At 68.8% G+C, this 26,201-nt stretch carries 27 protein-coding genes; 16 read left to right on the top strand and 11 right to left on the bottom strand.

Going from position 1 to position 26,201, the window contains the following annotated elements:
• Positions 1-3 precede the first annotated feature (3 nt).
• A complete protein-coding gene (locus tag G3I56_RS02730) occupies positions 4-348 on the top strand; it encodes a hypothetical protein (protein WP_164406913.1) in 345 nt (114 codons plus the stop codon).
• A gap of 141 nt (positions 349-489) precedes the next feature.
• Here G3I56_RS02730 and G3I56_RS02725 read toward each other — a convergent pair whose 3' ends face one another.
• Positions 490-693 (bottom strand): DUF397 domain-containing protein, encoded by a 204-nt coding sequence (locus G3I56_RS02725; RefSeq protein ID WP_164406912.1) that lies wholly within the window; start codon positions 691-693, stop codon positions 490-492.
• A gap of 10 nt (positions 694-703) precedes the next feature.
• A complete protein-coding gene (locus G3I56_RS02720) occupies positions 704-1,555 on the bottom strand; it encodes a helix-turn-helix transcriptional regulator (RefSeq protein WP_164406910.1) in 852 nt (283 codons plus the stop codon).
• A 234-nt stretch (positions 1,556-1,789) separates the two neighbouring features.
• Here G3I56_RS02720 and G3I56_RS02715 point away from each other — a divergent pair, with 234 nt between their 5' ends.
• Positions 1,790-2,230 carry an ATP-binding protein gene (locus G3I56_RS02715; protein ID WP_164406909.1) on the top strand — a complete coding sequence of 147 codons (441 nt, stop codon included), beginning with the start codon at positions 1,790-1,792 and terminating at the stop codon, positions 2,228-2,230.
• Positions 2,231-2,298: 68 nt separating this feature from the next.
• Here the strand turns inward: G3I56_RS02715 and G3I56_RS02710 are convergent, their stop codons facing one another.
• Positions 2,299-3,285 carry a hypothetical protein gene (locus G3I56_RS02710; RefSeq protein ID WP_164406905.1) on the bottom strand — a complete coding sequence of 329 codons (987 nt, stop codon included), beginning with the start codon at positions 3,283-3,285 and terminating at the stop codon, positions 2,299-2,301.
• 308 nt (positions 3,286-3,593) lie between these two features.
• On the opposite strand from G3I56_RS02710, the gene G3I56_RS02705 reads away from it, so the two are divergent.
• On the top strand, positions 3,594-4,727 hold the full coding sequence (locus tag G3I56_RS02705) for a polyprenyl synthetase family protein (RefSeq protein WP_343239841.1): 1,134 nt from the start codon (positions 3,594-3,596) through the stop codon (positions 4,725-4,727).
• A complete protein-coding gene (locus tag G3I56_RS02700; protein WP_164406902.1) occupies positions 4,724-5,404 on the top strand; it encodes a biliverdin-producing heme oxygenase in 681 nt (226 codons plus the stop codon). The genes G3I56_RS02705 and G3I56_RS02700 overlap by 4 nt, the downstream gene beginning before the upstream one ends.
• On the opposite strand, the gene G3I56_RS02695 is transcribed toward G3I56_RS02700, so the two are convergent.
• Genes G3I56_RS02695 through G3I56_RS02680 form a run of 4 tightly spaced genes read right to left on the bottom strand, consistent with a single transcriptional unit; the run spans position 5,361 to position 11,167 of the window.
• The gene (locus tag G3I56_RS02695) at positions 5,361-6,533 is read right to left on the bottom strand and encodes an acyl-CoA dehydrogenase family protein (protein ID WP_164406901.1); all 1,173 of its coding nucleotides are present in this window, start codon (positions 6,531-6,533) and stop codon (positions 5,361-5,363) included. The genes G3I56_RS02700 and G3I56_RS02695 overlap by 44 nt on opposite strands.
• Positions 6,534-6,539: 6 nt before the next feature.
• Complete coding sequence (locus tag G3I56_RS02690) at positions 6,540-7,544, bottom strand: hydroxymethylglutaryl-CoA lyase (protein WP_164406900.1); 1,005 nt, start codon at positions 7,542-7,544, stop codon at positions 6,540-6,542.
• Positions 7,541-9,544, bottom strand: coding sequence for a biotin carboxylase N-terminal domain-containing protein (locus G3I56_RS02685; RefSeq protein ID WP_164406898.1), 2,004 nt, complete (start codon positions 9,542-9,544; stop codon positions 7,541-7,543). Before G3I56_RS02685 ends, G3I56_RS02690 begins: the two co-directional genes overlap by 4 nt.
• Positions 9,545-9,550: 6 nt before the next feature.
• Positions 9,551-11,167 (bottom strand): carboxyl transferase domain-containing protein, encoded by a 1,617-nt coding sequence (locus G3I56_RS02680; protein ID WP_164406897.1) that lies wholly within the window; start codon positions 11,165-11,167, stop codon positions 9,551-9,553.
• Between the two features lie 143 nt (positions 11,168-11,310).
• Between G3I56_RS02680 and G3I56_RS02675 the strand changes: the two genes are divergently transcribed.
• The 3 genes from G3I56_RS02675 (at position 11,311) to tesB (ending at position 14,133) form a co-directional block, all read left to right on the top strand.
• The gene (locus G3I56_RS02675; protein WP_164406895.1) at positions 11,311-11,910 is read left to right on the top strand and encodes a TetR/AcrR family transcriptional regulator; all 600 of its coding nucleotides are present in this window, start codon (positions 11,311-11,313) and stop codon (positions 11,908-11,910) included.
• 96 nt (positions 11,911-12,006) lie between these two features.
• Positions 12,007-13,164: an acyl-CoA dehydrogenase family protein gene (locus G3I56_RS02670; protein ID WP_164406893.1), complete on the top strand. Its 1,158-nt coding sequence runs from the start codon at positions 12,007-12,009 to the stop codon at positions 13,162-13,164.
• A gap of 87 nt (positions 13,165-13,251) precedes the next feature.
• Positions 13,252-14,133, top strand: a complete 882-nt coding sequence (gene tesB, locus G3I56_RS02665) for an acyl-CoA thioesterase II (protein WP_164406892.1) — start codon at positions 13,252-13,254, stop codon at positions 14,131-14,133.
• A 17-nt stretch (positions 14,134-14,150) separates the two neighbouring features.
• Here the strand turns inward: tesB and G3I56_RS02660 are convergent, their stop codons facing one another.
• Positions 14,151-14,945 carry a phosphatase gene (locus G3I56_RS02660; protein WP_164406890.1) on the bottom strand — a complete coding sequence of 265 codons (795 nt, stop codon included), beginning with the start codon at positions 14,943-14,945 and terminating at the stop codon, positions 14,151-14,153.
• Between the two features lie 253 nt (positions 14,946-15,198).
• Here G3I56_RS02660 and speB point away from each other — a divergent pair, with 253 nt between their 5' ends.
• From speB to G3I56_RS43540, 5 genes are all read left to right on the top strand, one after another.
• Positions 15,199-16,194 (top strand): agmatinase, encoded by a 996-nt coding sequence (speB, locus tag G3I56_RS02655; RefSeq protein WP_164406889.1) that lies wholly within the window; start codon positions 15,199-15,201, stop codon positions 16,192-16,194.
• Positions 16,191-17,879 carry a thiamine pyrophosphate-binding protein gene (locus tag G3I56_RS02650; RefSeq protein ID WP_164406888.1) on the top strand — a complete coding sequence of 563 codons (1,689 nt, stop codon included), beginning with the start codon at positions 16,191-16,193 and terminating at the stop codon, positions 17,877-17,879. Before speB ends, G3I56_RS02650 begins: the two co-directional genes overlap by 4 nt.
• Positions 17,880-18,109: 230 nt before the next feature.
• On the top strand, positions 18,110-18,466 hold the full coding sequence (locus G3I56_RS02645; RefSeq protein ID WP_164406886.1) for a hypothetical protein: 357 nt from the start codon (positions 18,110-18,112) through the stop codon (positions 18,464-18,466).
• Positions 18,467-18,535: 69 nt separating this feature from the next.
• On the top strand, positions 18,536-19,162 hold the full coding sequence (locus G3I56_RS02640) for a hypothetical protein (protein ID WP_343239840.1): 627 nt from the start codon (positions 18,536-18,538) through the stop codon (positions 19,160-19,162).
• Between the two features lie 253 nt (positions 19,163-19,415).
• Complete coding sequence (locus tag G3I56_RS43540) at positions 19,416-19,631, top strand: hypothetical protein (RefSeq protein WP_239134644.1); 216 nt, start codon at positions 19,416-19,418, stop codon at positions 19,629-19,631.
• Between the two features lie 131 nt (positions 19,632-19,762).
• Here G3I56_RS43540 and G3I56_RS02630 read toward each other — a convergent pair whose 3' ends face one another.
• Positions 19,763-20,170: an NUDIX domain-containing protein gene (locus G3I56_RS02630; RefSeq protein WP_164406884.1), complete on the bottom strand. Its 408-nt coding sequence runs from the start codon at positions 20,168-20,170 to the stop codon at positions 19,763-19,765.
• Between the two features lie 576 nt (positions 20,171-20,746).
• The gene (locus tag G3I56_RS02625; protein WP_239134643.1) at positions 20,747-20,950 is read right to left on the bottom strand and encodes a hypothetical protein; all 204 of its coding nucleotides are present in this window, start codon (positions 20,948-20,950) and stop codon (positions 20,747-20,749) included.
• A gap of 156 nt (positions 20,951-21,106) precedes the next feature.
• On the opposite strand from G3I56_RS02625, the gene G3I56_RS02620 reads away from it, so the two are divergent.
• Together G3I56_RS02620 and G3I56_RS02615 are read left to right on the top strand one after the other, a co-directional pair.
• The gene (locus G3I56_RS02620) at positions 21,107-21,841 is read left to right on the top strand and encodes a ferritin-like domain-containing protein (RefSeq protein ID WP_164406883.1); all 735 of its coding nucleotides are present in this window, start codon (positions 21,107-21,109) and stop codon (positions 21,839-21,841) included.
• Positions 21,842-22,427: 586 nt separating this feature from the next.
• Positions 22,428-23,072: a hypothetical protein gene (locus tag G3I56_RS02615; protein ID WP_164406881.1), complete on the top strand. Its 645-nt coding sequence runs from the start codon at positions 22,428-22,430 to the stop codon at positions 23,070-23,072.
• A 110-nt stretch (positions 23,073-23,182) separates the two neighbouring features.
• Here G3I56_RS02615 and G3I56_RS02610 read toward each other — a convergent pair whose 3' ends face one another.
• Positions 23,183-24,127, bottom strand: coding sequence for a LysR family transcriptional regulator (locus G3I56_RS02610; RefSeq protein WP_164406880.1), 945 nt, complete (start codon positions 24,125-24,127; stop codon positions 23,183-23,185).
• A gap of 150 nt (positions 24,128-24,277) precedes the next feature.
• Between G3I56_RS02610 and G3I56_RS02605 the strand changes: the two genes are divergently transcribed.
• A complete protein-coding gene (locus G3I56_RS02605) occupies positions 24,278-25,390 on the top strand; it encodes a M20 family metallopeptidase (protein WP_164407242.1) in 1,113 nt (370 codons plus the stop codon).
• Positions 25,391-25,430: 40 nt separating this feature from the next.
• On the top strand, positions 25,431-26,174 hold the full coding sequence (locus tag G3I56_RS02600; RefSeq protein WP_164406878.1) for a DUF6585 family protein: 744 nt from the start codon (positions 25,431-25,433) through the stop codon (positions 26,172-26,174).
• The last annotated feature ends 27 nt before the right edge of the window (positions 26,175-26,201 follow it).

Here is a 26,201-nt window from a genome sequence, read left to right as displayed (position 1 = left end):
GATATGGATTTCGTAAGAATTTTCTCCGATGTTCGAAGGCGGCCGAACTCCTACGGTCTGAACGGTGGCTATCGAGAGTTCGTCGCTTTTATCAACGGCTGCAATGCCGCGACCGGTGCCGAGCTTCTGCAAGGTTTTCCCGAACGACTGGCTGCAAAGCTGGGTAGTGGGGCAAATCTTTACTGGGCACTTTTGGTCGCCAACCTCGCTTCTTCGCCGGTTCGGGTGCGGCACTTGGATGACCTGAGTCAACAGCAGCAGGAGCGGGCTGTCGCGGTGCTATTCGACGAGCTTTTGGAATTCCTCAACCTTGGCTGCGGCTCCACTGCCCAACTTTCAAGCCCTTGATGGTTCGGCGCTGAACAGGGCTGGGGCGGGAAGCGGGGAGCCTGTCATCACGCGAGGGATGGAGCCGTGGTGATCATCGAGGGTGGGCGAACGCCACTGCGTACCTCGCCCTTGGTGGAACACACGGCCGATCGGGTCGGGTCATGTGACCGTGTCTGAAGTGTCCGTCTTGAATACCTCGAGGAACATGGCGAAGGCTCGAGGCGGGAAGCTGAGCGTCCCCTGGGCCGGGTCTTTGGAGTCGCGTATGGCTATGCGGGTGCGCACGTCCGCTATCTCTACGCAGGTGTTCCCGTCGCCTCCTTCGGAGAAGGAGGACTTCTGCCAGAGGAGGGGGCTGGTCACGCGTGGTGCCTCACAGTTCCTTCGCCAAGCGGTGGATGAAGTCCCGCGACGCTGCGGGGTCTAGTGCTGCCTTCTCTACCTTACGGAAGAGCGTTCGAAATCGGTCCAGTTGGGACTCGGCATCCACGAACGCCGTGCCGCTGGGTGAGTCGCGAAGCACCGTGTCCAGGCGGGGGAGCGGGCCGCCCAGGTGCATCATGGCGGCGCTCGCTCCGGCGAACCCGTCGGTGTCGAAGGGAACGACGCGCGCGGTGACGTGGCCCCGCTCCATCTCGCTCAGGATCTCCTGAAGTTGGGCCAACATCACCTTGCGGTCGGCCACCCGGATACGCAGGGCGGCTTCGTGGACGACGGTCCGGTACGGGACCGGGGGATCGCGTTCGATGACGGCTCGCCGGTTCATCCGGTGCTGGACCCGCGGAGTCAACTCGCTCTCGGGCAACTGCGGGACCATGTACCCGAAGACCGCGCGGGCGTAGTCCGGGGTCTGGAGCAGACCCGGTACGTGGGTAATGACGACTTCGTGAAGGAACGTCGCGTGATGTTCCAACTCGGCGACATCCGAGAAGACCGGCGGCAGGAGGCCTTGGAACTCCTCCCACCAGCCCTGCGTACGGTCGGTGACCATCGCCACCAGCGCGTCGATCAGAGCCTCGTCGGCGCATGCGTAGTGAGCGGCCAGGCGGCGTACTCGCTCCTCGCTCACCCCGGCCAGGCCGGCCTCCACCTGGCTCATCTGGGCCGAAGTCGAACTGAGCAGCTCCGCCGCTTCTCGGGCCTTCAGTCCGGCGGCTTCCCGCATCCTGCGCAGTTCCGTGCCCAGGCGCGCCTGCCGTGCGGTCGGTCGGCTCCTCGGTGCCACGTGCCCTCCGGTTCGAACTCGCCTTCACTGCACCACGTTCGGGTGCCAGGTTAGTGCAACAGCTTGCGCGAGGAAAAATTTTTGCACTACGGTCGGTCTCGCGACGCACACGCTGCGAAACTGCCGGGACCCCGGAAGCGCACCACTCCGTCCTGCCACGACGGCTGCGGCACGGCCACCGCCCGCACCCTCAGCGACCAGCCAACTCCACTTCCTGCTACAAGGAGTTCACGCATGTCGGAAACTGAAGGAATCGTCCCCGCCGGGAGCGAGCCCTGGGAATACGTCCTCCACATCCCGCACGACCTCCGCGCCGTCACCGTCTGCCGCCGTACCGTCCGTTTGGTCCTCACGATGCACGGGCTGATCCGCCTCGCCGACGTTGCCGAACTCCTCGCGACGGAGCTGGTTTCCAATGCTGTGCGCCATACCAAGGGTCCCGTCGCCCTGCGTCTGCGCATGCGGGGCGGCTTCCTCCGCGTCGGAGCGTGGGATGCCGACCCGGAACCGCCTGTGCCGCCGCCCTCGGCGGGAGCGTTGACGCAGCTCACACATCTGGAGGAGGGGCGTGGACTGGCTCTGGTCAGTTCCTGTGCCGACCTGTGGGGCTGGCAGCCACTGGCCAGGAATGGCTGGCGAGGCAAGTACGTGTGGGGTGACCTTCACGCGGCGTAGCGTGCTTGTGTGAAACGGGCCGCGCCGCCGGTGAACTCTGGCGGCGCGGCCCGTGTCGGCTCCGGAGGCTACCCCTGGGCGAACAGCTCCTCCGCGTCGGCGGCTGTGAGTGACCGGTCGAACCAGGTGCCGAGGATGTCCAGGTCGGTGCAGCCGCTGATGCGTTCGCGGGTGGCCTCGGTGATGTCGATGCCGCGGAGGTCAAGGATGCGGAGGATGTCCTGGGCGCGGCCCTGTACGCGGCCCTGGGTGCGGCCTTCGGCTTCACCCCTGGCCCGGCCCTCGGCCTCACCCTTGACCCGGCCTTCGGCTTCGCCCTTGGCTTTGCCTTCGGCCTCCCCCTGGGTGAAGCCCTTGATGCGGTACTCCTCCACGATGGTGCCGCTGCCCGGGAAGCGGCTGGGACGCATGGCCACGAGGTTCCTCCAGAGTGCGCGGGCCGGGGTGTCACCCAGGCCAATTTCGGTGTATTCCGCCCAGTCGTCCAACGCATTGCCGCCGACGTTGGCCAGCGCCGTCGCCAGAGCTTCCAGTATCGCAGGGAGGGCCGGGTCCTTGGCGTGAGCGAGTGCGGAGAGGACCGCCAGGGGGATGTCCTGTTCCGCCTCGTCCGGGTCGATGATCGTGGGCAGGTTGTCGGGGCCCAGGACCAGGGGGAAGACCGCGATGCTGGTGTGGGCCGGCAGGCCGATGCGGATCGGGTTCGCGGCCCAGGACGCGGTGTTCTTGTCCCGGCAGAGCACCAGCAGGATCGGGGGCACCTTGTACGTGGCGTAGAGATAGGCCAAGTAGTACGTCCAACTGCTGTGCTTCTCCTGGTCCGGTTTGCCCTGGGACTCGAAGGCGAGCAGATAGCCGTCGTTGTCCTCCGTGGTGATCCGTAACAGGGTGTCCACGCGGCGTGCCAGGGGCTTGATCTCGGTGAGATCGGTGTCCAGGAACTGGATCGACGTGGGTTTGGGGAAGGGGATACCGGCCCTCGGAAGGGCTCGGGCAAAGAGCTCCGGGTCCTCCCTGAAGATCTGGTGCATCGCCTCGTGCGGTGAGCTGACCATGCGATGGAACGTAATGGGGTGAATACGATTCTGCGGTGCCAAGGCGATGCGTTCAGCCGTACGAGTGGCTTTTGCTTTTGGAATTTGCCAGAGAGGTATGCGTCCGTTCTCGTGTAGGCCCGTTCGGTGCACTCAGTGGCCGGATTTCGCAATATTGGCCGCCTCACTGTCCTCGAACTCCCTTGCGAAATATGCCAGTTGCGATCACGCTTCTGCGTGTCGACGGGGGTCGGGGGCGGTAGCGGGAAGTGGAGGCTGGGGCGGGTATGGGTGCCACGGAGAGGGTCGCTGATGCGACTGGGGAAGCAGTGGACGCGGTAGCGGAGGTTGTGCGGAGCGACGCCGCTCTGCTGGAGGAGGACTTGGCCGAGTTTCTCGGTTCGCTGACCGCTCCTGGGTCGGTCGCCTCGCAGTCCGTGTACGAGTCCGCCCTGCGGCGCTCCCTCTACGAACCCGTCGCCGACGCCGTCGGGTCCAAGGTGGGCCAGGAGGCGTTGCCGCCGACCGCCGGGGCGCCCGGCGGCAACCGGGCCCCGCTGCGACCGTCGATGGTCTACTGGGCCTACCGCAACTACCGGGGTTTCCCCGACGAGATCGGGAACGGGGCCGGGCATGACGGTTCCGAGGCCGACCTGGCCGTCGTCCGGCGGGCTGCCGTAGCCGTACGGGTCATGCTGAAGGCCTTCGTCGCGATCGACGACATCCAGGACGGCAGCGAGGTCCGCTACGGCGAACCCGCGCTCCACGTCACCCATGGTGTGCCCCTCGCGCTCAACACCGGTTCCTGGCTCATCGCGGCCGTCCTGCGGCACGCGGCCGATCCCGATGTCGTGGACAGCCTCCTGCGGGCCGTCGAGAGCGGCTTCACCGGGCAGGCCGTCGACCTGTCCACGCGTACGGCCGAGACCCGCGCCGAGTTGCTGGCCGCGCCCCTCGAAGAGCGCGTTGCCTACTGGGAGTCGCTGGCCGCCCTCAAGACCGGCACGCTCTTTCGGATGCCGCTCGACTCGGCACTCGCGGGTCTGCGCGTCGTCGATGACGAGCAGTACGTCCTGGACGCCGCCATGCGCCAACTCGGCCTGGCCAGCCAGCTGTTCAACGACCTCACCGACTTCGTACCCGAGTTCGGCGGGGGCAGGATCCACGAGGACTACGACGGGCTCAGCAACCGGGTCTTCCTCGAACTGCTCGACCCGGAGTCGTCCCAACCTTCACTCTCGGGGGAGCGGCTGAAGGCGTACGTACTCGGTCACCCGAAGCTGGAGTCGACGCTCCTCGCGCTCGCAGCTGAAGCTGTCCTGCTGAAGCATGAGGCCAAGGAGAGCGTGTACCGCGTGTGCCGGTCCGACCGCAGCGCCGCCTACTTCGACCTCACCATCGAACGCAAGGGCCACCTCATCGACCGTCTCCTCGAGACGCTCCAGCAGCGGAGCGGCGCGTGACGACCGCCCCGGTCCCTGCCCCTGCCACGGTGGTTGAGCGGCTGCGTACGAGTACCCGTGACTGGCATGACGCGCTGGAGGCCACCCCCTTCGCGAGCGCGATGATCGCCGGGACACTTCCCGTCGAGCGGTACGTCGGCCAACTCGCCGCCTATCGGGTGGTGTTGAGCGCCCTTGAAGGTGAACTCGCCCGGGTCACGGAGTCGTCGGCCGACCCCGTGTGGTCGGCCGACCTCGGCAAACTCCCCGTCATCGAGCGCGACTTGGCCTACTTCGCGAGCCTCGGCACCGTGCCCGGCTCCTGGGCGGCCGAGGAAGGGGAGGCGTTCGCGGCGGACGTACGGCGACTGGCCGCGGCGTCCGACCTTCCGGCGCTCCTCGGGTACCTCTACGTCATGGAGGGCTCGACGCTCGGCGCCCTCTACCTGCACCCGTACGTCACCGCCGCCTACCGCCTGCCCGGCACGGACGGAGTCGCCTACTACACCAGCGGCGACCGCGACCGCTGGGCCCGCTTCGCATCCCGCATGAACCAGGCCCTCGCCGACCCCGAGGTGCAGGACCAGGTCGTCGCGGCGGCCCGCGGCGCCTACCGGCACACCGCCGCGATCACCGGGGCGCTTTCCGTCGGTCTCAGCCCGCCATCTCCATCCCCAACCCCAACTCCCGTGCGATGAGCATCCGTTGCACCTCGCTCGTGCCCTCCCCGATCTCCAGGATCTTCGAGTCGCGCCACATCCGGGCGACCGGGTACTCGTTCATGAAGCCGTAGCCGCCGTGGATCTGGGTCGCGTCGCGGGCGTTGTCCACCGCGATCGTGGACGAGTACAGCTTGGCCAGGGCCGCTTCCTTCTTGAAAGGGTCCCCTGCCACGAGCCTGGAGGCCGCGTCCCGCCAGGACAGGCGGGACGTGTGGGCCTTCATCTCCATGTCCGCGATCTTGAACTGGATCGCCTGGTTCGCGCCGATCGGACGCCCGAACGCTTGCCGTTCCTTTGCGTACTTCACCGACTCGTCCACGCAGCCCTGGGCGAGTCCGGTCGCCAGCGCCGCGATCGCGATGCGCCCCTCGTCGAGGATGCGGAGGAACTGGGCGTAGCCGCGCCCCTCCTCGCCGACCAGGTTCGCGGCCGGGACCCGCACGTCCGCGAAGGACAGCTCCCGCGTGTCCGAGGCGTTCCAGCCGACCTTCGAGTACGGCGCCGCCACCGTGAAGCCCGGCGTGCCGGACGGGACGAGGATCGCGGAGATGAGCGGCCTGCCGTCCGGCTTGCGTCCTGTCACCGCCGTCACCGTCACGAAGCCGGTGATGTCCGTACCCGAGTTGGTGATGAAGCACTTCGTGCCGTTGATCACCCATTCATCGGTGTCGGGGTCCAGCCGGGCCGTCGTCCGCGTCGCCCCCGCGTCCGAGCCGCCGTCCGGTTCCGTGAGGCCGAACGCGCCCAGGATCTCGCCGGCGCACAGCCGCGGCAGCCACTCCCGCTTCTGTTCCTCCGTGCCGAACAGGTGGATGGGCATCGCGCCCAGCGAGACCCCGGCTTCCAGGGTGATCGCCACCGACGAGTCGACCCGCGCCAACTCCTCCAGCGCGATGCCCAGCGCCAGATAGTCGCCGCCCATACCGCCGTACTCCTCGGGGAATGGCAGCCCGAACAGGCCCATCCTGCCCATCTCGCGGACGATCTCGTACGGGAACTCGTGCCGCTCGTAGAAGTCGCCGATCTTCGGGGCCACGACGTCGTGCGCGAACTGCTCGACCGTACGCCGGAGTTCTTCCAGTTCGGGGGAGAGTTTGTGGTCCATGGTCCTTCACTGCTCCTGGGAATCCTGTGAGATCTGCGAGGCCTGTGAGCCCTGTGAATCCTTGTGGGACAGGGCTCGTACGGTGCGGGACGGGCTCGGCCGGCCCAACTGGTCCGCCATCCACGTGCTGGTGGCGACGAGGCCGGCGAGGTCGACCCCGGTCTCGATGCCGAGGCCCTGGAGCATCCACACCAGGTCCTCGGTGGCCAGGTTGCCGGTCGCGGACCTGGCGAACGGGCAGCCGCCGAGGCCGCCCGCGGAGGCGTCCACGGTGGTGACGCCGTGCTGGAGCGCGGCCAGGGTGTTGGCGAGTGCCTGTCCGTAGGTGTCGTGGAAGTGCACGCCCAGCACGTTCGTCGGGACGCCCTGTTCGTTGAGGGCGGAGAGCAGTTCCAGGACATGGCCGGGGGTGGCGACGCCGATCGTGTCGCCCAGGCTCAACTCGTCGCAGCCCATGTCCCGCAGCGCCCTGCAGACCCGTACCACCTGGTGGAGCGGGACCGCCCCCTCCCAGGGGTCGCCGAAGCACATCGAGACATAGCCGCGCACATGCGCCGCCTCGTCCTTCGCGCGTCTCACCACCGGCTCGAACACCGCGAGCGACTCGTCGACCGTCCGGTTGAGGTTGGCCTTGGCGAAGGACTCCGTGGCACTGGCGAACACGGCGACACGCTTCGCTCCCAGCGCCAGGGCCCGGTCCAGGCCGCGCCCGTTCGGCACCAGGACCGGCAGCGCCACCTTCAGACCGCTCGGTTCGCTCAGCTCGCCCAGATCTCTGACGAGCGGGAACAGCTGCTCCGCGTCCGCGAGTTGGGGCACCCACTTGGGATGTACGAAGCTCGTCGCCTCGATCGTCGTCAGGCCGGCGGCGGCCAGTCGGCGGATGAACTCCGCCTTCACAGCTGTCGGGACGGTCGCCTTCTCGTTCTGCAGGCCGTCGCGTGCGCCGACCTCGTGGATCCTGACCCGCGCGGGCAGACCCGGGGCCGGTACGACCATGGGGAGCGTCATTTCTCCTCCTCTGCCGAGGACTTCGCCAAGGACTCCGCAGGGGACTCCGCCATGGACTCCGCAGGCGTGACCACGGCCAGCACCTGGTCCATCGCGACTGTCGTCCCCGGGGTGACGTCCAGCTCGGCGACCGTGCCCGCGTGCGGGGCGGCGATGACGTGCTCCATCTTCATCGCCTCGACCACCAACAGGCTCTGACCGGCGACCACTTCGTCCCCGACCGCCACCTTCACCACCGTCACCGTGCCCGGCATCGGCGCGGTGAGGGAACCGGCACCCCCCGAGCCTGTCGCGGTGAGGGAGGCCGCCACCGGGTCGTGGTCGCGCACCTGCCAGGCGTCGCCGTCGCGGCCCAGCCAGTCGCCGGCGCGGTGGAAGGTGTGGCGGACGCCGTCGACGACCACGGACACCTGGTCGTCGGTGACCGTGTGCGTGCCCTGGAGGAAGTGGGTGACGGGTTCGAGTCCCGGCACTCGCAGCTCGAACGGCAGCGGCTTCGGCGTGCCGCCCAGCCGCCAACCGCTCGGCACGGAGAAGGGATCCGTCCAGCCGCCCCCCGTCGGCTTCGGCCGCAGCGCCTCCAGTCGTACGGCCGCCGCCGCCTCGTAGACCTCCTCCGGCACCCCGTCCGGTACGAGGGAGTCGACCTCGCGCTCCACCAGCCCCGTGTCCAACTCGCCCGCCACCACCGCCGGATGGGCGAGGAGTCGGCGAAGGAACCCGGCGTTCGTCGGCACGCCCAGCGTGACCGTCTCCGCGAGGGCCGCCCGGAGTTTCCTGAGCGCGGTCGGGCGGTCCGGGCCGTACGCGATCACCTTGGACAGCATCGGGTCGTACAGCGAACCGACCTCCGTGCCCTCGGTCAGCCCCGAGTCGGTGCGTACGCCGTCACCGGAGGGTTCGCGCAGGGCGAGCACCGTGCCGCCGGACGGCAGGAACCCGCGCGCACCCGCCCGCACGGACACCGTCTCCGCGCAGATACGGGCCTCCACGGCGTGCCCGGTCAGCCGTACGTCCTTCTGCGTGAAGCTGAGCGGCTCGCCCGCCGCCACGCGCAGCTGCCACTCCACCAGGTCGAGGCCGGTGACCAGCTCCGTCACCGGGTGCTCGACCTGGAGGCGGGTGTTCATCTCCATGAAGTAGTATGAGGACGGGTCACTGCCCGGGACGATGAACTCGACCGTGCCCGCGCCCTCGTACCCGCAGGAGCGTGCCGCCTGGACCGCCGCCTCGCCCATCGCGGCCCGGGTCCGCTCGTCGAGGAACACGCTGGGCGCCTCCTCGATGAGCTTCTGGTGGCGCCGCTGGAGCGAACACTCGCGCTCGCCCAGGTGTACGACGTTCCCGTGGGCGTCGGCCAGGACCTGGATCTCGATGTGCCGGGGCCGGTCGACCCACCGTTCGACGAGGAGCGTGTCGTCACCGAAGGAGGCGCGGGCCTCGCGCCGCGCGGCGGCGATCTCCTCCGCCAGCTCCCCTGTTTCCCGCACCAGCCGCATGCCCTTGCCGCCCCCGCCCGCGCTGGGCTTGAGCAGCACCGGCATGCCGATCTCCCGTGCCGCGTCGGCCAGTTCGGCGTCGGTGAGCCCGCTGCCGCTGGACCCGGGAACCACCGGGACCCCGGCCGCGCGGACCGTCTCCTTGGCGCGGATCTTGTCGCCCATGAGGGAGATCGCGTCCGCCGGGGGGCCGATGAACGCCAGCCCCGCCGCAGCGCACGCGTGCGCGAAGGCGGCGTTCTCGGCGAGGAAGCCGTACCCGGGGTGCACCGCCTGCGCGCCGGTACGGGCGGCGGCTTCCAGGATGCGGGGGACGGACAGATAGCTCTCCGCCGCTGCCGCCGGTCCGATCCGTACCGCCGTGTCGGCCTCCCGGACGTGCCGGGCGTCCGCGTCGGCGTCGGAGTACACGGCGACCGAACGCACACCGAGGGAGCGCAGCGTACGGCTGACACGTACGGCGATCTCGCCCCGGTTGGCGACAAGCACAGTGTCAAACATGAGTCCTCACATCCGGAAGACGCCGAACTGGGGGTCTCCCAGTGGCGCGTTGGCGCAGGCGGTGAGCGCGAGACCTAGGACCTGGCGGGTTTCGAGGGGGTCGATGACCCCGTCGTCCCAGAGCCGGGCGGTCGCGTAGTAGGCATTGCCCTGGTGCTCGTACTGCGCGCGGATCGGGTCCTTGAAGGCGTCCTCGTCCGCCGCCGGCCAGGACTCCCCGCGCGACTCCAACTGGTCCCGCTTGACGGTCGCGAGAACGGACGCGGCCTGCTCGCCGCCCATGACCGAGATCTTGGCGCCGGGCCACATCCACAGGAAGCGCGGCGAGTACGCCCGGCCGCACATCGAGTAGTTGCCGGCCCCGTAGGACCCGCCGACCACGACCGTCAGCTTGGGCACGCGCGTGCAGGCCACCGCCGTGACCATCTTGGCGCCGTGCTTGGCGATGCCCCCAGCCTCGTAGTCCCGGCCCACCATGAAGCCGGAGATGTTCTGGAGGAACAGGAGCGGGATGCCGCGCTGGTCGCAGAGCTCGATGAAGTGGGCGCCCTTCTGGGCGGATTCGGAGAACAGGATGCCGTTGTTGCCGATGACCCCGACCGGGTGCCCGTGGATGCGGGCGAAGCCGGTGACCAGGGTCTGCCCGAACTCGGCCTTGAACTCCGAGAACCGGGAGCCATCGACCACGCGCGCGATGATCTCCCGTACGTCATAAGGAGTGCGGGAGTCTACGGGCACGGCGCCGTAGAGCCCGTGGGGGTCGACCTTGGGTTCCACGGACTGCTGGACGTCCCAGGGCAGCGGCCCGCGCGCGGGGAGGGTGGCGGCGATGTTCCGGACGATGCGCAGGGCATGCGCGTCGTCCTCCGCGAGATGGTCGGTGACGCCCGACACGCGCGCGTGGACATCCCCTCCGCCCAGTTCCTCGGCGGTCACGACCTCACCCGTGGCCGCCTTCACCAGCGGGGGACCGCCCAGGAAGATGGTCCCCTGATTGCGGACGATGACCGCTTCGTCGCTCATGGCGGGCACGTAGGCGCCTCCCGCGGTGCACGATCCGAGCACGGCGGCGATCTGTGGAATCCCGGCGCCGGACATCCGCGCCTGGTTGAAGAAGATCCGCCCGAAGTGGTCACGGTCGGGGAAGACCTCGTCCTGCATGGGCAGGAAGGCGCCCCCGGAGTCCACCAGGTAGATGCAGGGAAGCCGGTTGTCGAGGGCGATCTCCTGCGCGCGGAGATGCTTCTTGACGGTCATCGGGTAGTACGTGCCGCCCTTGACGGTGGCGTCGTTGGCGACGATCACGCACTCACGCCCGCTGACCCGCCCGATCCCGGCGATGACACCGGCCGCCGGCGCCTGCCCCTCGTACATCCCGTCGGCGGCGAGGGGGGCGATTTCGAGGAAGGGCGACCCGGGGTCGAGGAGCCGGTCGACCCGCTCCCGGGGAAGCAGCTTCCCGCGCGCGGTGTGCCGGTTCCGGGCCTTCTCGCCGCCGCCCAGCCGAGCCGCGGCCAGCTTGCCGTGCAGTTCCCCGACCAGCGCGCGGTGAGCCGCCTCGTTGGCCCGCCAGGCCTCCGAAGCGGGGTCCGCCGCGCTGTGGAGCTCCGGTGCCTCCTGCATCCTGCGGTCCCCTAACCCAGTGGTCGGCCCAGTCGTCGAGCCGGTGGTCGTCCAGTAGCCCACCAGCGGTCGACTGGTTAATGAGCGTTAACCTGTTTCCCTCAGGTTAACGACCGCTAACCTCCGTGTCTAGAATCAATCGCATGGCCACGAGAACCGACGCCCCGACCCGCCGCGAACAGATCCTCAAGGAGGCCGCGAGGCTCTTCGCCGAGCGCGGTTTCCATGGTGTGGGCGTGGACGAGATAGGAGCGGCCGTGGGCATCAGCGGCCCCGGCCTCTACCGCCACTTCCCGGGCAAGGACGCGATGCTCGCCGAACTGCTGGTCGGCATCAGCGGCCAGCTCCTGACCGGTGGCAAACGGCGGGTCTCGGAGGCCGACGGAGATCCCGGGACGCTCCTCGACTCCCTCATCGAGGGTCACATCGACTTCGCCCTGGACGACCGCCCCCTGATCACCCTCCACGACCGCGAACTGGACCGCCTGCGCGACAGCGACCGCAAGCTGGTGCGCCAGCTCCAGCGGCAGTACGTCGAGCTGTGGGTGGAGGTGGTCCGGGAGGTCTACCCGGAGCTGACGGAACCGACCGCCCGCTCGGCCGTCCACTCGGTCTTCGGCCTCCTGAACTCGACCCCGCACCTGGGCCGCCCGGGCGCACTTCCGGGCCGGGGTGTCACGGCCGCACTGCTGCACCGGATGGCCAGGGGGGCGTTCGCGGCGGCGGGGGAGCGGGGAGAGTGATGAGCGTTACGGCCCAACTCCACTGGACGGGGCTTCGTACTCGCCGGTACGGTTGATCTGAGCAAGCGCTTAGGTGTTCGAGTCGAGGAGGCGGCGGTGCGCCGTACTGTGTTCAACGAGGATCACGAGGCGTTCCGGGAGACCCTTCGCGCCTTCATCGAGGCCGAGGTCGTTCCCGTCTACGACGAGTGGTTCGCCGCCGGCCAGGCGCCGCGCGAGTTCTACTACAAGCTCGCCGAGCTGGGCGTCTTCGGCATCCGGGTCGACGAGGAGTACGGCGGCGCCGGCATCGACTCGTACAAGTTCGAGGCCGTCCTGTACGAGGAGACCGCGCGCGCGGGTGTCTCCTTCGGCGGCTCCGGTGTGCACGTGCTGCTCGGTCTGCCGTACGTCAAGCTGCTCGCCACCGACGAGCAGAAGAAGCGCTACCTGCCCAAGTTCGTCTCCGGTGAGGAGATGTGGGCGATCGCGATGACCGAGCCGGGCACCGGCTCCGACCTCGCGGGCATGAAGACCACCGCCAAGCTGAGCGAGGACGGCACGCACTACGTCCTCAACGGCTCCAAGACCTTCATCACCGGTGGCGTCCACGCCGACCAGATGATCGTCTGCGCCCGCACCGACGCCCCCAGCGCCGAGGATCGCCGCCACGGCATATCCCTCCTCGTGGTGGACACCAAGTCCGAGGGCTACTCGATCGGCCGCAAGCTGGACAAGCTCGGCCTGAAGACCTCCGACACCGCCGAGCTGGCGTTCGTCGACGTCAAGGTGCCCGTCGAGAACCTCCTCGGCGAGGAGAACAAGGGCTTCTACTACCTCGGCCACAACCTCGCCTCCGAGCGCTGGGGCATCGCCTACGGCGCGTACGCGCAGGCCAAGGCGGCCGTCCGGTTCGCCCAGCAGTACGTCCAGGAGCGCGTCGTCTTCGGCAAGCCGGTCGCGCACTTCCAGAACACCAAGTTCGAGCTGGCCGCCTGCAAGGCCGAGGTGGACGCCGCCGAGGCCGTCGCAGACCGCGCGACCGAGGCCCTGGACGCGGGCGAGCTGACCCCGGCCGAGGCCGCCAGCGCCAAGCTGTTCTGCACCGAGGTCGCGCACCGCGTGATCGACCGCTGCCTCCAGCTGCACGGCGGCTACGGCTTCATGAACGAGTACCCGATCGCCCGTCTGTACGCGGACAACCGCGTCAACCGGATCTACGGCGGCACCAGCGAGATCATGAAGTCGATCATCGCGAAGGACATGGGCCTGTAGGTACATCCGCACGGCTGGGATCTTGCGGGCCTGTAAGGACATGGGCCCGTAAGGTCCCGGAAATTACTGACCCGTAGAAATGACTGCATGAGTCAGGCACTTCAGTCTCTCCTCGATCTGCTCGACCTCGAGCAGATCGAGGAGAACATCTTCCGCGGCCGGTCCCGGCCCGCCATCGTCCCGCGCGTCTTCGGCGGGCAGGTCGCGGCCCAGGCACTCGTCGCCGCCGGGCGCACGGTCCCTCCGGACCGCCCCGCCCACTCGCTCCACTCGTACTTCCTGCGCCCGGGCGACCCCGGGGTGCCGATCGTCTACACCGTCGACCGCATCCGGGACGGCCGGTCCTTCACCACCCGCCGCGTCGTCGCGGTCCAGCACGGGCAGCCGATCTTCCACCTCTCCGCGTCCTTCCAGCGGCACGAGGAGGGCCTCGACCACCAGGCCCCGATGCCCGCCGCCCCCGACCCGGCGACCCTCCCCACGGCCGAGGAACAGCTCCCCAAGTACGAGCACCTGGACCCGGCGATCGTCGAGAAGTTCCTGCAGTCCCGCGAGGCCGTCGACATCCGCTACGTCGACGACCCGCCCTACGGCAGGTTCGGCGAGCCCCGCGAACCGCGCTCCCAGGTCTGGTTCCGTACGAACGGCAAGCTCGGCGGCGCCGTCGACGAGCCGCTGCTCCACGTCTGCCTCGCCACGTACGTCTCCGACTACACGCTGCTCGACTCAATCCTGCTCGCGCACGGACGGGGCGGCTGGGCGGTCAACGACGTGGTCGGCGCCTCCCTGGACCACGCGATGTGGTTCCACCGCCCGTTCCGCGCCGACGAATGGCTGCTGTACGACCAGGAGTCACCGTCGGCGTCCGGCGGCCGGGGTCTCGGCCAGGGCCGCATCTACACGCAGGACGGACAGCTGGCCATCACGGTCATCCAGGAGGGCGTGATCAGGGTCCCCCGCACCCCCTGATCACGAGTTTCATCTCTTTACTCGCCGAGCAGTTCGGCCTCGTTGAGCAGGAACGCCGTCAGCGGGTCGTAGAAGCGCGGGCTCGTCACATGGTCGTCGAGCGGAACGGCCACCTGGAGGGTGCCTTCCGCCTCGGCCAGGAACAGCGCCGGGTCGTTGCAGTCGGCGTAACCGACGGAGTCGATGCCGTGCTGTGCGGCGTACCCCGCCCAGCCGTGGTCGGCGACGACCAGGTCGGGCAGCGGGCGGCCCGCGCGCTCAAGGCCCGTCAGGATCGCGCGCATCGGCTCGCCGGAGTGCGTGTGCCACAGCGAGGCCCCGTGCTCCAGCACCGCCACGTCCGCGAACTGGAACACGTACCCCTCGTCCGTCGTCAGACCGTCCGGGATGACGACGATCTCGCAGCCGGCGCTCCGCAACGCGTCGGCCGTGGCACGGTGCACGTCGAGCAGACCGCCCGGGTGACCGGTCGCGAACAGCACCCGCTGCTGCCCGTCGGCCGCCTTGCGCAGCCGGGCCGCCAGCCGCTCCAGCCCGGCGACCGTCAGCTCCGGGTCGATGGTGTCCTGGCCGTACCGGTGTTCGGGATCGTCGTTCACACCGACCCGCTCGGCCATCACCGCGAGCACGTCCTGCTCGTCGGTCCAGCGGTCGCCCAGCTCCAGCCCGAGCCAGTAGTGCCGTTCGCCGTTCGCCAGCTTGCGGTAGTGGGAGAGGTTGTTCTCGCGGGGCGTGGCGACGTCACCCGCGATGCGGGTTTTCACAAGGTGATCGACAAGCTCGGCGCGGCTGGGAATCCCGGGTATCGGCATGCCTCCCATTGTGAGGCAGGCGACACCGCGAGCACCCGGACGTCCCGACCGCTGGGACGCAGGTCACGCGACCTCGGTAGTACGGAGGGGTCAGGTGTGGTGGGCATGATGGAGGTGGTGGAGATGGTGGACGTGCCATCCGCACGGCTTGCGGAAAGTGGAGAAAAGTACACTTCCTGGGTCCGTCCCGGCCACCTGTCCCGGTGCGAGCGGTTCGCCGGCCACATCCGGCGCGAAAAGAAGGCAGAACAGCATGACCAGCAGTAACGAGGCGTACGAGACGCCCCGAGGCCCCGTCGACTCGTCCCGCATCCCGAGGTACGCCGGTCCCGCGACCTTCGCGCGGCTGCCGCGCCTCGACGAGGTCGGCGGGCGCACGGATGTCGCCGTGGTCGGGGTGCCGTTCGACTCGGGGGTCTCCTACCGGCCGGGCGCCCGCTTCGGCGGCAACGCGATCCGCGAGGCGTCCCGGCTGCTGCGGCCGTACAACCCGGCGCAGGACGCGTCCCCGTTCGCACTCGCCCAGGTCGCGGACGCCGGAGACATCGCGGTGAACCCGTTCGACATCCACGAGGCCGTGGAGACGGTGGAGGCGGCGGCGGACGAACTGCTGGGAACGGGCGCGAGGTTGATGACCCTCGGCGGCGACCACACGATCGCGCTGCCCCTGCTCCGATCGGTGGCGAAGAAGCACGGCCCGGTGGCGCTGCTCCACTTCGACGCGCACCTCGACACCTGGGACACCTACTTCGGCGCCGAGTACACGCACGGGACGCCGTTCAGGCGGGCGGTGGAGGAAGGCATCCTCGACACCTCCGCCCTCTCGCACGTCGGCACGCGCGGCCCGCTGTACGGCAAGCAGGACCTGGACGACGACGCGAAGATGGGCTTCGGGATCGTGACGTCGGCGGACGTGATGCGGCGCGGTGTCGACGAGGTCGCCGACCAGCTCCGCCAGCGCATCGGCGACCGCCCGCTCTACATCTCCATCGACATCGACTGCCTCGACCCGGCGTTCGCCCCCGGCACGGGCACGCCCGAGGCAGGCGGAATGACGTCGCGCGAGCTGCTGGAGATCCTGCGGGGCCTGGCGTCCTGCAACCTGGTCTCGGCGGACGTCGTGGAAGTCGCCCCCGCGTACGATCACGCCGAGATCACGTCGGTCGCGGCGTCGCACACGGCGTACGAACTGACGACGATCATGTCCCGCCAGATCGCGCAGAAGAAGCAGGAAAAGGCAGCGAAGTGACCCACGACCACGACCTGGTGCTGAAGCCGACCGCTGCCCAGACGGAGGCGGCGCTCAACCCGCCCCCCGGCCGCAACGGCGGAGACCTGGTCGTGGAGACGCTGGCCGGACTCGGCACGACGACGGTCTTCGGCCTCCCCGGCCAGCACGCTCTGGGCCTGTTCGACGCACTGCGCCGCTCCGACCTGCGGTACATCGGCCTACGGGTGGAGAACAACGCGGGGTTCGCCGCGGACGCGTACGGCAGGATCACGGGGGAGGCGGCCCCGCTGCTCCTGTCGACGGGCCCGGGCGCGCTTACATCACTGGCAGCACTCCAGGAGGCGGCGGCGGCTTCGGCCCCGGTGCTCGCGATCAGCAGCCAGATCCCAACTGCCGGGCTGGGCGGCGGCAGGCACGGCTACCTCCACGAACTCCCGGACCAGCAGGCCTCGTTCAGGGGCGTGGTGAAATCCGTCCACACGGTCCGTACGCAGTCCCAGATCCCCTCGGTGATCGCCGACGCCTGGAAGTCGGCGCTCACGGCCCCGCACGGCCCGGTGTGGGTGGAGATCCCGCAGGACGTGCTGATGGCGGAGACCCCGATTCCCGTGGTGACGGGCGGCGACGCCTTCCCCGAGGAGCTGCCCCCGCGCCCCGAACTGACGGCGCTGGCAGCCCACTTGCTGTCGAACGCCGAGCGCCCGGCGATCATCGCGGGCGGCGGGGTCGTACGGGCGGACGCCTCGGGCAAACTGAGGGCGCTGGCGGAGCGTCTCCAGGCGCCGGTGGTGACGACGTTCGGCGGCAAGGGCGCGTTCCCGTGGATGCACCCGCTCTCCCTCCAGTCCTGGCTGGAGGACCAGCACATGACCGACTTCCTGGAGGACGCGGACGTCCTGCTGGTCGTCGGCTCGGGCCTGGGTGAACTCTCCTCCAACTACCACACGTTCAAGCCGCGCGGCCGGATCATCCAAGTCGAGGCGGACCTGAGCAAGTTGGAGTCCAACCACCCGGCCCTGGGCATCCACGCGGACGCACGACTGGCGCTGCAGGCGCTGCTGGAGACGGTGCCGGCGGCGAGGGCGGACGAGACGGCGGGGGACCGGGTCCGGGGGGTGCTCGACCGGGTGGGCGCGCGCCTCGCTGCCCAGGAACTAACCCTGGAACAGGGTCTGTTGAAGTCAATCAGGACGGCCCTGCCGCCCCGCTCCCCGTCCTTCTGGGACATGACGATCCTTTCGTACTGGGCGTGGTCGGCCTTCGACCCGCGCGGTGCGAACACCATGCACTCGGCTCAGGGCGCGGGCGGCCTCGGCTACGCCTTCCCGGCGGCCCTGGGAGCGGCGGTGGCCGACCCGACGTACCCGGTCCTCGCGGTCTCGGGCGACGGCGGCGCCCTCTACGGCATCGCGGAGTTGGCGACGGCCCGGCAGTACGACCTGAACGTGACCTGGCTGATCGTCGACGACGGCGGCTACGGCATCCTGCGCGAGTACATGACCGACGCGTTCGGGGAGACGACGGGGACGGACTTGGCGCGGCCGGACTTCGTGGCGCTGGCGGAGTCGTTCGGGGTACCGGGGGTACGGACGTCGGCGGAGACGCTGGAGACGGACCTCGCGAAGGCGTTGACGCAGCCGGGACCGTCGGTGGTGGTGCTTCCGGCGGTGCTGCGGATGTTCGCGGCGACGCACTTGGGGTGACGGGCAGGCGTTATCCGGCACTGGAAGCCAGGTCTGAGGGCCCGTCGAACATCCGCAGCACCGCCGGAAGCGCCAGTTCCACCCACGTCGCCTTTCCGATGCCGTGCCGCCGGGGGCAACAGCCCCGGCGTTCTGCGAGGGCCCGTACGAGTGTGAGACCGCGGCCTCCTTCGTCCTCGGGGCTCGCCTGCTGGGGAGCCCGGCCGACCCCGCCATGGTGAGATGACCGGATGCGTACCGCCCTCCGCGCCCTGCGCTGCTACCTTCCGCCGCTCCTGGTTCACCTCCTCATCGGTGTCCCAGCGGCGCTCGCCATCTTCTGCACACGCTGGTACATCGCCTACGGCCACTGCGAGTACGACGACCTGGGCCGCCGCGACCTGGACGGCTGCACCTACGACCAGATCGAGAACAGCGGCTTCGCCCTGATCGCCCTGGTCCTGATCGGCAGCCTCGTCCTCCTCCTGCTCCTTTTCTTCGTCGTCCTCCGCCCCCTGCACACCGGCCGCCCCCTCAAGCCACGCCTGCTGACCCTGCCGGCGGTCCTGATCCCGTACGCGGTGTACGTGACGAACGGGGGTCGGTGAACGGAACTGGTTGGGCGGCGGCCTGATTTTCACCTTCAGACGGGCCTGCCCCGTCGATAGCGTGTGGTGGTGACGGAGCATGGGTACAGCGCGGCGGACATCGAGGTGCTGGAGTTCGATACCGCCGTGCGTAGACGGCCGGGCATGTACTTCGGAGTGGGGCCCGGGAGTCCGAAGCTGCCAGCCAACTTGCTGTGCACGGCGGGGCGGCACGTGCTTCATCCAGCGACGAGAGTTGCCGGGGAGCACGTGTTGCGTGGTCTCGTCACGATCACCAGCGACAGCAGCTTCACGGTATCCATGGACCAGCCGCATGCCTGGGGAGTCTCCGGCGGTCCTGACCTCGGTTACTTCGGTTCCCTCCTAGGGCCTGAGTGGTGGCAGTTGGCAGCTGTTGCCGCAATATCCCGCCGGGTGACTGTCGAGATGTGGTGCGCGGGGCGCGGGTTGCGCCAGGACCTCAGCGGTATCCGGCCCCTTGCCGATCCCCAGGAGTTTCATCCGGCGGAAGGCAGCGGCACCCGGGTGGGCTTCGCCCTTGATCCGGCATATGTAGGGCAGCACTTCGTGCTTCCAACGGATCTTGAGGATCTCGACCTGCACGGTCCGGACTGCCTGGAGCCAGCGGGCCCGGGCTATGTTCTGATCAAGGACGTCCGACACGGGCAGGCAGCGCCGGAAATCTTGCACCGCTGACCGCTCCGATCACCGTGCGTTCCTCGCGGCCGGCCTTCCCGTCAATGTTCCGCCCGAAGAGGGGCAGACCTGGTCGAGGCCTTGGCCCGAGTGGCGCAGCGAGGATCCGGCCCAGGTACGCGAGCAGCTCAGCCGGCTGGCCGAGGGGGTCCTCCTCAGCGTCGAGCACAACGGGTTCTGGTACGCGGCCTGGGGCACGCGGCCGTCCGATGCGGCGGACGCCCTGGCCACCGCACGACTCCACCTCGCTGATGTGCCGGTGCTCGTACCGGTGTACGCCCACCGCCACCTTCCCGCCGGCCACGGAAACTTCGGGCACCCGGCGCTCTCGATGTGGCAGACCGACGTCATCTACTACGGGCTGGACCTCGTCGACTACATGCACCAGGAGTTCGATGAGGCACGCGGCGACGTCGACGAGAGTTGGGACCCCACAGCGACGGTCCCCTTCTGGCGGGACCTGCTCTGACTCGCGGTTCGTGGATGGCGATGGGTGCTCTCAGCTTGGGAAACTGCGATCATTCGGTGCCGATTTGGGCGTTGGCCTGTGGGAATGGCCGTGGGACGGCCTCTTCGGTGTGGTCCTCTTCCCTCACGAGATCAGGGAAGCTGCCCGGCCTCGTGAAGCGCGTCGAAAGCCATCTCGTCGACGGCCGAGACTCGGTCCCGATCGGCGTAACGGAACCATGCCTTCTCGGCGATCTCCCTTGACGGGGTCAACTCACCTTGGTGATCGGCGGTGTAGCAGATCATCCGGAAGGGGCCGTGATCCGGATGGCCCTCGCCGATCTCGAAAGTGCCGAAGTGAACCATGGAACCGGGGTCGATCGCCGCCTGCAGTTCCTCGTCGATCTCCCGCACCAGGGTCTCGCCGTCGGACTCGCCCGGCTCACGATGACCGCCCGGGAAGTAGAAGCGATCTCTGCCGTGACTACGCGTCACCAACACCCGGTCGTCCCGCACCAGGATCCACGCCACCTTCTCCGGCACGCCGTTGCCATTCGCCATGCTCGGGACCGTGTCGGAGGGAGGGCATCGTCTGCGTCAGCACCTTCCGCGTACTGAGCTTGGGAAGCTGAGGTGTTTTTGGGCCCGCTGGGCGTCTGACCTGCGGCCGACTGTGCGGAACTGCTTCGACGCCAGCGGTTCAGTACCCGCCGTTCCTCGTGGTTCCCCGCTCCACCTGGCACGAATCTGGCGCGGCTCTGAGTGGTGAGGTAGCCGACCCTTGTCGCACCCCGGGTCGCGGCCTTTACCGTGCGGACGACCTCACCGCTCAACAGGTCATGCCTGCTGATCCGTAGCTCTGCAGAGACCGGTCATTGGAGGTCGTACAGGCTGCGGGGAGGGTCGAGAGGGCCAGTGCTGGGCGCTGACGGTTGCTGGGGTTGCTGTACTTCGTTGCTGTACAGCAGGATCCCGATCGGGGGTGAGCTCATGGAGCGGGACCAGCTCGAACGTCTGCTGGGCGGTGGCGACGACACGTCATTGGCCGCTCTGTCTGTTCCAAGTGACGCGGGTATCAGCGTGCGTGACTGACACGGTGCAGGGCTTCGCCGGGGCTCAGCCGCCAGACTGCGGCCCCTAATTCTTGTGTGGCGGCTCGTCGGCGTGCTTGGCTTGCCACAGGGTGGCAAGTTCGCTCAGGTCGTTCGCGACCATGACCTGTGCGAGACGTCCCGCGACGGCCACGACCTCGGGCCGTGCGGATGCCTGCAGGTATTCAGCGTCGGCGTCGTTGGAGGCTTCAGCCGCTGAGGCGTTGAGCGCGGCGCCCAGTTGCCGCATGAGAGACACCGGGGGCGTCGGCCCCGCCATCCCAGGGCGGTTGTCGTGTGCGTGCTCACGAGGTGACCCGTCGGGCAGCGGTGGAACGGTTCGGTGTCCGCCGGGCGTCGTTCCTCTCCAGGGCGCGGTGGTCGTGTCCCGGAGAGGAGTGACCGGGTGCAGACGGGCGGATTCGCCAAGTGGACGCAGCGGTTCGAGGGTGAGCGGGAGCGTCGGCTCGCCCAGGGGGACCCGGACTGGGGGCAAGGGGCAACTCTGCATCCGGCGGTGTGGGCCAGCATTCAGCGCTTCCAGATCGGCGAGGACGGTGACGGAGCGAACCTCGTCGGCAAAGCTGATCAGGCCGGTGATGCCGACTACGCGCAGGCCGTCCGGCTCTTCGTCGCTGAGGAACAGAACCACGCCCGTCTGCTCGCTCGGCTGCTGGCTGCGGGTGGCGTACCGACGTTGACCGGTCACTGGAGCGACACGGTCTTCGTGCGGTTGCGGCGTCTCATGGGCCTGCGCCTGGAGTTGCTGGTGCTGATGATCGCGGAGGTGGTGGCGCTGCGCTACTACAGGGTCGTACGTGATGGCGCCCCTGACGCGCTCACTTCGGATGTGGCGGGACGGATCCTGTCCGACGAGCAGCGCCATGTCCCGTTCCACTGCGAGCGGTTGCACGCCTCCCTGGCAGAACTGCCCCGCCCGGTGCGCCGCCCAGTGATGGTCCTTTGGCGAATGCTGTTGCTCGCGGTCTCCTTTGTCGTCGCCGCTGACCACGGCTCAGCACTGCGGCGGCTCGGTATCGGGCGCTTTCGTTTCATCGCCGACGTCATGGCGTCCGCCGACGAGGTGGTCTCCGCGGTGCTGGCACCCCGGCCAGAAGACGCATGGTCAAGCATGCGGTGACACCCGGAACGGCTTCTTGGATCACTGGCTCCCGTGCCTGCGATTCAGTCCGGACGCACCCTCCCCGGGGACGCTGGGGCACGGCGTACGAGTCGGTCGACTCGCGCGCGTATCCAGTGAACTCGCTTACCTGTAGCGGCAGTTGAGGCCGAACGCGGTCGTCTGGACCATGGGTCCGCCAGGTCGGGGCGTCAAGATCAATGCAAGCCCTTTCCCTCTCCCTCTTCGGGCGGTTGGTGGACTGTGCCGGATGAATATGGCTCGCCGTGCGGAAATTGGCTGTGCATCACCTGTGGGCTCTGAGCTGCCGGTACGCCGCAGGGAAGACGTACCGGGTGACCGGTTTTGCCCGTTCGGTACTCACGCTCCGCAGATTGGCCAGTTACCGTCAGTGCGGCTCTGGCCTTAGATCCCCCATACTGAGTCCGCGCGGCAACGGGGGCTCTTGTTACGTCCTGAACCGCAACGCAACGCAGGAAACGCGGCGCCACTGACCAGGCGCCGCCGAGGTTCACGCGGTCATCGCGTTCACTCACGCCACTTCGTGGCCGACGTGTGCCCACGATGCCCTGGGAGGGGAAACAGTATGAGGAACTCACGCCTGAGAGCGCTCTCCGGTGTACTCGCGGCCGGCGCGCTCATCGCCGGTCTGTCCGGTACGGCGGCGCAGGCATCGGAGAGCACCGCGACCGCTGTCCCGGCGGAGATCGGCATCCGGTTCAACCCGGACGGCGATGCCGGGCAGTGCGGCGGGCTGGCAGGGCAGCAGTGGGCCAAGGATCCGGACTTCACCAAAGCGATCCGGTTCGACACTGACAGCCGCTCGGGCGGCTGTCAGCTGTCCTTCGGCATCTTCGACCCGGACAATACGCTCCGAGGCGTGTCCATCAGCTACGGCTTCCAGGTCACTTCCAACGGTGACGCGGGACAGTGCGGGAACCCGGGCACGTTTCAGATGCCGATCCAGCGGTTCCGGACCTTCGGGCCCCAGATCCGGGTCGACACCGACGGCAGGTCGGGCGGCTGCAATCTCACCTTCACCGTCTCGGGCCGCTCGGACGTCATCCTCGAAGTGCGGTACTTCGCGGACGGTGACGGCAGCCAGTGTGGGAACGCCCTGCCCTCGAACCAGAACCACACGGCGTTCGAGGGCACCCCGGTGACCATCGGCATCGACACCGACGGACGCTCCGGCGGCTGCCAGATGCAGCTGCACCTGCAGAAGGTCTAGCAGGCAGGTCCCAGCGCTCCGGCCGACTCGCCACCACCGTGTGGTCGGTCGCGGTCGGCAGGGGTGCGGCGGTAGCGGGTGTGCCCGGTCTATCGGGCGCGCCCGCGCTGTCATTTCCTGCCCGGCCGAGGCGCAGGACGGTTCAGCCCGCGGTGCCACCGCAGTAGGTCCCCCACTGCGGTGGCACGCAGCAGGTCCCCCAGTTTCAGCGCCGCCGGCAGCGGTGCAACGGGCAGTGCCATGTGGACCGTTCGGCGTAGGGGCGGGTCGGCGACGCGGCACAGGGTCAGTTCGGGTGGGATCGCCCAGGTGGCCAGCGACGGGACGAGTGCCACGCCCAGGCCGGCGGCGACGTAGCCGAACTTGCCGGTCCACTCCGCGATTCTGATGATCTTGCGTGGGGTGAAGCCGGCCCGGGCGCAGGCGTCCGCGAGCATCGTGGGGCGGTCGCCGTACGCGTCCTGGAGCCAGGCCTCGTCGCGCAGATCGCGCAGGTCGATCGACTCGGCTTCGGCCAGGGGGTGTTCGCGGTGGAGGGCGACGAACAGCTCGTCCTCCAGCAGTGCGGTCGTCGTGGTGCCGTCGGCCGAGGGGAGGCCGGAGGGGTAGTCGCTGACCACGGCCAGGTCGAGCGCGCCCTCCGCGAGGCGGTCCATCAGTGTCGTACTCCGGCCTTCCACGGCGACGATCTCCACGTCCGGTCTGGCCCGTCCGAACTCCCGCAGGGCGGCCGGTACCAGTGAGATGTTGGCGGTCGCGAAAGCTCCCACGCGGAGCATCCCGCCCTGGCCCGCGTGGATCACGGTCAGCTCCTGCTCCGCCCTCGACAGACGTTCCAGTACGTCCATGGCGTGACGGTGCAGTGCCCGGCCGGCGGGATTCAGGCGTACGCCACGTGGGAGCCGTTCGAAGAGCGGGCCGCCTGCCTGCTGTTCGAGGGTGGCGATCCGCCGGGACACCGCGGACTGCGTGTAGTTGAGCTGGATCGCCGCAGCGGTGAACGACCCCGTGTCGGCCACGGTCACCAGCAGACGCAGCGCGTCGGTCTCGAACACGTCCCCTCCGCTCACATTCCTTCAGTGCATGGGTTCCATGCAATCTGGTCGCTGGTGGAATGTCATGCCCCTTCGTAACGTCTCATCACATCGCCGATCCGCAGTCCGGAGTCCGCGACCCGAGGGGGAAACGTGATCGCTCTGCCCGCGATGCTCACCGATCTTGAGGAACTCGTCGTCTGTGAGTCCTTCTCCGCCGACCATGCCGCCGTGGCCCGTAGCGCCCAGGTGGTCGGCGCCCTCGGCGCGCGCCTGCTGGGCGCGGTGCCGGAGACGATCGTGGTCGACGGTGTGACCCACCTGCGGTGGACCTTCGGCACACCGCGTGTGCTGCTGGTGGGGCACCATGACACGGTGTGGCCCGGGGGTTCGCTGGAGACCCACCCCTGGTCGGTGGCCGGTGGGATCGCCCGTGGCCCTGGGGTCCTGGACATGAAGGCCGGGCTGGTGCAGATGTTCCACGCGCTGGCGTCGCTGCCGTCCCGGGAAGGTGTGTGCGTGCTGGTCACCGGGGACGAGGAGGTAGGTTCCCCTACCTCTCGGGAACTGATCGAGGACACCGCGCGCGGTCTCGCCGCCTCTTTTGTACTGGAGGCGTCCGCGGACGAGACGGGCGCACTCAAGACCGCCCGCAAGGGCACCTCACGGTACGAGGTCGTGGTGCACGGCAAGGCCGCCCACGCGGGACTGGAACCGCACCGGGGGATCAACGCCGCGGTCGAGGCCGCTCACCAGGTGCTGGCCATCGCCGGTCTCGGGGCCTCGCTCGATGCCGACGGAGTCGTCGGTGGAACCCCTTCGGTTCTGGGAGCCACGACCGTCACGCCCACCCTGATGTCGGCCGGCAGCACGCTCAACACCGTGCCCGCGCTGGCGAAGATCGCGGTGGACGTACGCGTACCGACCCTGGCGGCGCAGGACCGTACCGACGAGCTCATGCGCGGGCTCACCGCCCGGACACCGGGCGCCCGGCTGACCGTACTGGGCGGGAGGAAACGGCCGCCCATGGAGTCCGGTTCGTCCGCCGGACTGTTCGCCCTGGCCTCCCGCATCGCGTCGGACCTGGGTCAGGAACCGCTGCGTGGGGTCGCCGTCGGCGGCGCCTCGGACGGCAACTACACGGCTGCCGTGGGCTGTCCGACGCTGGACGGTCTTGGTGGCGTCGGCAGGGGTGCCCATGCGGACACCGAGCATGTCATGATCGCAACGATGGTCCCTCGTACCCAACTGCTCGCTGAACTCGTCGCCCGGACAAGGCAGTAGCTCGCCCGATCCCCGTCACTCCTTCGTGAAGCAGAGGCCCATGACCACACCCACACCCACGCCCGCGTCCCCGTCGCCCGAGGTCGCCGCACTGGCCGCGCGTCATCAACTCGGGGCGCTTGAGGGCTCGTTCGCTCCCAAGCGGCTCGGCGCGCTGATGTTCCTCGTCTACCTCAACATGCTCTTCGTGTTCTCGGCGTTCTTCCTGGTTCCCGGGGTGCTGTGCTTCTGGTGGCTGCGGCGCTTCCCCAACTTCAGCAGGAAGCAGGCCGCCAAGCGCCTGCACCTGTTCGAGCACGGGATGATCGTGCAACCGCAGTTCGGGGACGGGATGACCGCCTTCCGCTGGGACTCCGCGAGGATCTACCAGGACATCACCCAACTGTTCGTCAACGGCGCCCCCACCCCCGCCAAGTACGTCTACTCCGTGGCCGCCCCGAGCTTCGGCGGCGCCGAGGTCACCGAGTTCTACGAGAGACCTGAGACCTGGGGTCCGTGGATGCAGGAGGCGGTACTCCGTGCCCAGGGGCAGACGGTCCTGGAAGCGGTGCTGGAGGGCGGGACGGTCGACTTCGGCGCTCTCTCGGTCTCCCGCAACGGCGTGACCGGTACCGGGAAACGTGTTCTTCCGTGGTCCGAAGTCCAGGAGATCGACGTCAAGGGAGGCCGCGTCCACATCATGAAGGCCGGCGAGTCCGGTCCCCCCTGGTCCAACGTCGCGGTCAGTGGTGTCGCGAATCTCCTGCTCTTCCTGACCATCGCCGGAAACCTCGGCCGGAAATAGCAGAAGCCCTGAACTCCCCGTAGATCA

Source organism: Streptomyces sp. SID12488, from assembly GCF_010548275.1.
GTDB lineage: Bacteria > Actinomycetota > Actinomycetes > Streptomycetales > Streptomycetaceae > Streptomyces.
This window is presented reverse-complemented; position numbering and strand designations above follow the sequence as displayed.